Genomic DNA, 6,525 nt, shown 5'->3' on the forward strand with positions numbered 1-6,525 from the left:
TGACAACCCCATTATCCGGGTAGCAGGCTTTCTTTAAAACTGTCCGAACTATTGGTTGGCATGCCAGTCAAATAAATGGCCATTGGTTACTTTATAGGTATTGTCATTAGAGGTAACCACCTCTACATCAATACGTGGTGACTGCTGATTACGCCAGAGCCAGCGACCACTTAGAATATTTTTACTGTAACGCTTGGCCAGCTCAGCATACCCCCCCGCTTTTTTGTAGCTAGCCGCCAACTCTTTAAGTTGCTGACGAACCCCGCTGTCACTACAAATTGCTGGTTCAAGGCTATTCGCCAGAACTCTCAGTGAAAAACGACAGCAGACTTCATTGACCAGGGGAGGTACATAGCAAGATTCAAGTGTAACCGGGTTACTGAAAGCCAAGTCCTGCGGCTGAAGGTTTTTGGGTGCGCCATTCGCCGAGAAAGCCTCAGTATAAGAGCTTTTCTGCCCTCTAATTCGTGAGGTTGCGATTTCAAGAGGTTCAAACTCACTGGATTCAGTTTTGTAGTAAAAAACGGCTTTCCCTGGATGAAGGGATCGCTCATAGCTTAGTTGCTTGCACAGCTCCATTGGTCAGCTCCTTCAGGCTTTACTGACCATCATAGTCAAATCTTCCGTTTTCATCCTCCAAAATGCTTTCGCATAAAAGAACTTTGCTCCCTGGAATCTAACCTTCATAGGGTGTTCAAGCTTTGCTAGCCCCATTAATGGCTCGGCATAGGCATGAAGCGGTTGATTGGCTCCCTCTCGACAACGCGGCACTTCGAGTAACTGGTAACCGCTTGCCACCAATTTGACTGAAGGATTCATTTTCAGCCACTTCAGGTTTTCCTTCAGCCCCGTCTCTTCCATCTTATGAGGCAAAACCCAGTAACCCGAGGTTGGAAGCTGATTCAACTGACTGAATAGGACTTGCTTATCATTGGTCACTCTGCACCACTCACGCCGTTCATAAAGTGGCGGTGGTTGCAGCGTTCCACCTGCAAAGCGTGAAGGCAATGCCGCCTGAATCAAGTCAGCTTTTTCTGCAAGAGGAATCTCTGAGCGGTAACAAATCACCAGATCCATCACCAAGTCACAATGACGGTCATCGACCAGCCCAGGTTTCTTCAGTCCATTATCTTTAGTGGGAATGCTTGCTTCAGGTACTTTGCCAGAAGAGGTTAAGGCATATTGCTGGACGTACCAGGCAACACTGTCAATTTTCACTTCATCATCCAGCAATTGACTCAAGTTAATTCCCAGTCGCTGCACCAAACCCCATATGGCAGTCATTGAAGGCAAGCCTACCAAGTAAGGTGATGATAAAGCACGAGCATCAAAAGCTCGTAATCCAGTCAAGTGCAGATAGCTGCGCCCACCTTCCATGTCTTCAACCTGCTCGACCTCACCTAACCGTTTAAACAGCTTTTTTAATTGTGAGCTCAGTGGTTGCAATAACTGGTCATGGTAGGCGAACCGTGCTGTGCTGGCTTCCTTTTGCAGTGCAAGATGCAAATGCTGATTGGTTTCTGTAAGCAACTCATTCAGCTGCTCTTCTGGGCAATGAGCCAACCGATACTCAAGAGGTTCTTTCAGATCAATTGCTGGCAATCCAGCCTGGGGGTTTGCTTTAACGAAATCTCGCCACTCAACCACTGGTGCCATCCATTCAATCAAGGCGTCCTGAAGCCCCTTGAGACTTTCCTTTCTCAGCTTTTTTTCAGCCTTTCTGGTCTGCTGCTGTGCAGAGTAAATCAACTGGTTACACACCTCAGTGAACGAACTCTGTTTCAAAGCTGGATGATTAAAAATAGCAGCACTTGAATCAAGGCTCCTGAGATTTGAAGTGTGGAGCGTACTCAGGCTTCTGTGTTTTGAAGAGGGCGGATAATAAAGCACAGTAACCCGCCCACCTAAAGATGATGCCAGATCACCAACGCTTGATGGGCGAGTGTGGGTGATCGTTGTATATCGCCCCACTCGCTCTCTGCTTATCCGCTGTAAATCACAGATCAAAGCATTGGAAACTACAGGTGTCAGACTGACATCCTGCCCTTTAAAGGTAAAAGTCAGCTGCTTGGAATAGGGGCTGACCTCATCCGGGAAGTCGCTGCATGGCAGCTCTGAAGAAAACTTGTCCTTAAAGACTGTCCACTCCTGAGACTTCAATCCAAGGTTCATTAAAACCTGCTTCCAACTCTGATCATCTTCAGCAATCAGTTGAGCCAGGCAGGTTGGCTTACCCTGATAACAAAAAAAGGTGCCAAAGAGCTTGGCTTTGTTAACCGAGGCCGAGTTATGCGACCATCCCAAGCGTTGAACACAGTCAGCCGAAGAGAGACTGTTGATGGCAGGCTTTACGGATGCTGCAAGTAGGCGTTGCCCGGACACACGGATATCAGGGTATTTGAGATTATGGGTATGCAGCCATTGGACTTCATCAGCACAGGCTTGCAAATGAAGCTTATCCATAATGGTTCTGCGTGCCAGGCCTTTATCCAAGAGATTATGAGTCTCTGACCGTTTGTGAGAGAGGCATAGCAGTACCACACAGGCCTCTTCCAAGTACCCTTCTACTTCCAGAAGCTCCGTGTAGGGTGCAAACGCCTTGCGTATGGTCAGTGAAGGGTCTGTTCCAGATTCATCTTTCAATAGCTGATCAAGGCTTTGCATTGCATCACCAAGCAGGCAAGTAGGTGGAATAAAGACCTGTATCAGGTACTGGACCACGAGATTGGCGCAACTCGATAACATCCCGCAGGTGGAATGCAGCCACCCCAGGGTTTAACTTTTCATGCAGCCTCGCCTGCCAACCCAGCCTCAAATATCCTTCCTGATAAAGTCGATAGACCTGCTCATGGGTTGTTTCCAGCAGTACCGCAGCTTCAGGCACGGTCAGCAGCAAGTCAGCAACATTGGGACGCTTGGATTTGGGGTTACGATCAACCAGATCAAACAGAAACTCCAATAGTGGACTAAAGATAAATGCCTTCTCACGCCTCACTTCTTGAACAAGCTGCGAGATCAGAATCAGGTTGCCAAAAACCGACTGGAAAGATGTTTTGTTAAAATCCTGAATAAGTAGATTGGGGGCCATATCTGCCCGCTGCGACAACTCCTCATGAAACACCCCAGGCCAGGAGGCAAAGTAGTCCATTGCCTTCTGCAAAGCTTCAACATCAACCTGTGCATGGTCATTCAGCTTCTTGCGTGTAAACAGCTGAAACCAGAGCAGGCAGGCAAACCGCAGGCTTATTGAACTCGTTGAAAATAACGGCTCATCCCCAACCGCTTGATAACCGCTGACTAATTGACTGATTTTAACTTCCCAGGGCTCAGCAGCCTCAGTTTCAAGCCTTCGCAAGTCGAAGCCGCATGTGCAAGTATGAAGTTGCTCAGTGTTCAGATAGTTAATGGTGCTGCCACATTTAGGGCAATGATCCACCAGCTTCACCCCATGATGTATGCAGGCTCTGTAAGGTAACCAATGCCAGCTTTGGCGAATGTACGCTGATTCTTTCAGGCATTCAGGACAAACAGGCACAGCATCACGCCTGAGAAGTGCTAAAGGGATATGCGTGCCATCAAGGTAGGTAGCCTGATAGCGCGAACAGATTAAGACTGTAGAGTTCAGGGATGCAAGACGAAGAAGCGGCAAGTTCTCATTGTCGGTTAGGGTTTCAACCAGTTTCAATGCTCTGATTCGCCGGCTACTGTGCTGTGCTGCATGGAAAATATTGAGCCGAGCCAATTCAACGGGGAAAGCCCCTGCAGCTTCAAAATCATTGTGTTGAAGCCATTCCTGAACGGCAAAGCTAACCTGCTGATAGCTCTCAAAAAAATTAGCCTCTGAAAGCCTTAGCAGGTAGCTTTCCAAAGTTTCGTCCGAAAAAGGGTCAGGTCTGATTAGCAGTTTCATAGGCAACCTTGCTTAGGAATACTAAGCAAAAGTTATAGCAGCTGCTGAACAAATTGCAAGGAAAGTCAGTACCACAAATGTTACTACTTCACCCTCGGCAGATCACTCCACCGTGTTGTATAAGCCGGTGACAGAAGCTCACGTTTCATGCTCCAGCCCGGCTTAGTACCCTGGGCGGCAAAGAACAGCTTGCCCAGCCCGCGCTGGTGGATTTTATCCATGGCCTTCATTAATGCTTCGCTGTGTGGCTTTGCCGGAGCATCATCAAACAGCAGTTGCTGGTAGGTGCCGGGGGCATAAAAATCACTGAGCACTATGCCGCCCTTCATGTAGCGGTAGCCATCCTTCCAGATGGCTTTCAGTCCAGCATGTGCGGCTTCAATCAACCGGCGGGTGTCTGCGGTCGGTTCGATCAGGTCAATGTTGGCGGCATTACTGTAAAAGGGCTCGTGCTGATTGTGCGGGTTGGTGCGTATAAATACAGAAATCAGCTTTGCCCTGCGGTTTTCAGCACGCAGCTTCTCAGCACCACGAGTTGCATACAGGCTGATGGCTTCACGCATGGATTGAAAATCAGTGATCCGCTCACCGAAGGAGCGTGAACAGATGATCTGCTGTTTGGCCGGTGCTTCTGGTTCCAGATCCAGGCAGGATTGCCCATTCAGTTCACGTACAGTACGCTCCACCACCACTGAAAAGTTTCTTTTGATCCACTGCGGATCAGCATCCGCCAGTTGCAATACAGTCTTAATGCCCAGTGCTTCCAAGCGTTGTGTCAGCTTGCGGCCAATTCCCCAGACCTCATTCACGGGTAACAACGCCATCAGCTTGCGCTGACGAACCGGTGAGGTCAGATCAACCACACCACCGGTTGCCGGATAGGACTTGGCGGCATGATTGGCCAGTTTTGCCAGCGTCTTGGTGGGTGCAATTCCCACACATACAGTAATGCCTGTCCACTGATACACCTGCTGTCGCACTTGCAGACCAAAAGCATCCAGTGCCATGCAGGCATCAACGCCAGTCAGATCCAGAAACGCCTCATCAATCGAATACACCTCGACCTGTGGAGCCAGAGCCTCAAGAGTGCTCATCACCCGCTGGGATATATCAGCATACAAAGCATAGTTGGAAGAAAAACACACAATGCCATGCTGCCGAATGGCATCACGGATCTGAAACATCGGCACGCCCATTTTGATACCCAAAGCCTTGGCCTCACGGGAGCGTGCCACCACGCAACCATCATTGTTCGAGAGCACCACCACCGGCACATGCTTTAAATCAGGGCGGAACAGCTTCTCGCAGGAAGCATAAAAGTTATTACAGTCCACCAGAGCAAACACAGGGCTCATGCTGCTATTTCCGCAGACTATGAATCACATGCGTCACCACGCCCAGAATCTCCAGATCAGCATCCGGTGGAACCTGAATCGGCTGCATCCGATGATTGCAGGGGAGTAGCTGTGGTGGATTTCCCAGCTGCAACTGCTTCACCGTCAGCTCTCCATAAAACTGAGCAATCACGACATCCCCTGAACGTGCTGTGAGTGACCGATCCACCACCAGCACGTCATCCGGGAAAATCCCCGCCTCAATCATGCTCTCACCCTGAGCGCGTACAAAGAAGGTAGCGGCAGGTCGTTGAATGCACAACTCATTCAGATCCAGCGCCCGATCCACATAATCCTGGGCAGGAGAGGGAAATCCGGCAGACACCCGCTCCAGATAGAAAGGCAAAGATTTAAGAGGAAACTCCCCGGCTGGGCCGAGGAAGGTGGCAAAGGTGGTCATACACAAAACTCCGGGATGCTGATATTTATACAGTATCGGAGTCAGGGGCATCTTTCAACGCAAGAGATGAAAAAACCTGCTGAGTTGCCAGGTAGGAGTATGTTTGGTAAAAGGTAGACAGGAAAGGACACACCCACCCGCAGGATGCGAAGCAGCACATTTCACATCCTAAGGCGGTAGCGTGCCAGCGCCCAATGCTCAAAACTTTTCAAGCATGCTCATTTGACTGCCTGAATCAGTATTAAACATATTAAAAACAGAGGCTTAATGGCCAGCCAAGGCAGTAATTTGAGCATGGATATATGGTTAATAGCAAGCGTGCGCGACATTTTGATACGGAACGCGGGCTACACTGGAAATATCTTTTAAAAACAATCGCTTTTTCTAGTCTGCGTGCTTTTAGTAGTAGAAAGACAAGCTTCACAAGAAAAAATAATGTTATGCGCATAATCGAAACGAAATACACAGGAGTATGAACCATGGAATTAGATCAGCTAAATATAGAAAAAATAAGAAATGTTGAGGTTGTGGCTAGCCGTCATAGCATTTCCTTCACATACACCGCTTACGACGAAGGTGAAGAGCTTTATAAAGTTGAGGATGGTATGGTTTGGGTAAAGCACATGGCTTTTGTTCGACATCCTGAGGAGAGTTACAAGGCAGAGTGGAAATTGGTTCTTCCCGAGAAAGTGGCAGATAAGGTCATTATCAAGAATTGGGTGGACAATAAAATTTTGAGCGAACATCCCATTAAAAGCACATAACCCCTATGAGCCTTCTCTCTGTCAATAGGCCGCAGAGTTTTTTATTGGCCGCGTGAG

6 protein-coding genes are annotated in these 6,525 nt (G+C 48.6%); 1 reads left to right on the plus strand and 5 read right to left on the minus strand.

Annotated elements, in window-relative coordinates; genetic code table 11:
* Positions 1–48 precede the first annotated feature (48 nt).
* The 5 genes from IBX50_RS15745 to umuD form a co-directional block, all read right to left on the minus strand.
* Positions 49–579, minus strand: coding sequence for a type I-F CRISPR-associated protein Cas7f/Csy3 (locus IBX50_RS15745; RefSeq protein ID WP_292257247.1), 531 nt, complete (start codon positions 577–579; stop codon positions 49–51).
* 12 nt (positions 580–591) lie between these two features.
* On the minus strand, positions 592–2,664 hold the full coding sequence (locus IBX50_RS15750; protein ID WP_292257248.1) for a type I-F CRISPR-associated protein Csy2: 2,073 nt from the start codon (positions 2,662–2,664) through the stop codon (positions 592–594).
* A 4-nt stretch (positions 2,665–2,668) separates the two neighbouring features.
* A complete protein-coding gene (locus tag IBX50_RS15755; protein ID WP_292257249.1) occupies positions 2,669–3,910 on the minus strand; it encodes a TniQ family protein in 1,242 nt (413 codons plus the stop codon).
* Between the two features lie 83 nt (positions 3,911–3,993).
* The gene (umuC, locus tag IBX50_RS15760) at positions 3,994–5,256 is read right to left on the minus strand and encodes a translesion error-prone DNA polymerase V subunit UmuC (RefSeq protein WP_292257251.1); all 1,263 of its coding nucleotides are present in this window, start codon (positions 5,254–5,256) and stop codon (positions 3,994–3,996) included.
* Between the two features lie 13 nt (positions 5,257–5,269).
* Entirely contained in the window at positions 5,270–5,704 is a 435-nt protein-coding gene (gene umuD / locus IBX50_RS15765; protein WP_366930742.1) for a translesion error-prone DNA polymerase V autoproteolytic subunit, read from the minus strand.
* Positions 5,705–6,183: 479 nt separating this feature from the next.
* Between umuD and IBX50_RS15770 the strand changes: the two genes are divergently transcribed.
* Entirely contained in the window at positions 6,184–6,468 is a 285-nt protein-coding gene (locus IBX50_RS15770) for a hypothetical protein (RefSeq protein ID WP_292257250.1), read from the plus strand.
* Positions 6,469–6,525: the final 57 nt, after the last annotated feature.

This window comes from Marinospirillum sp. (genome assembly GCF_014859565.1).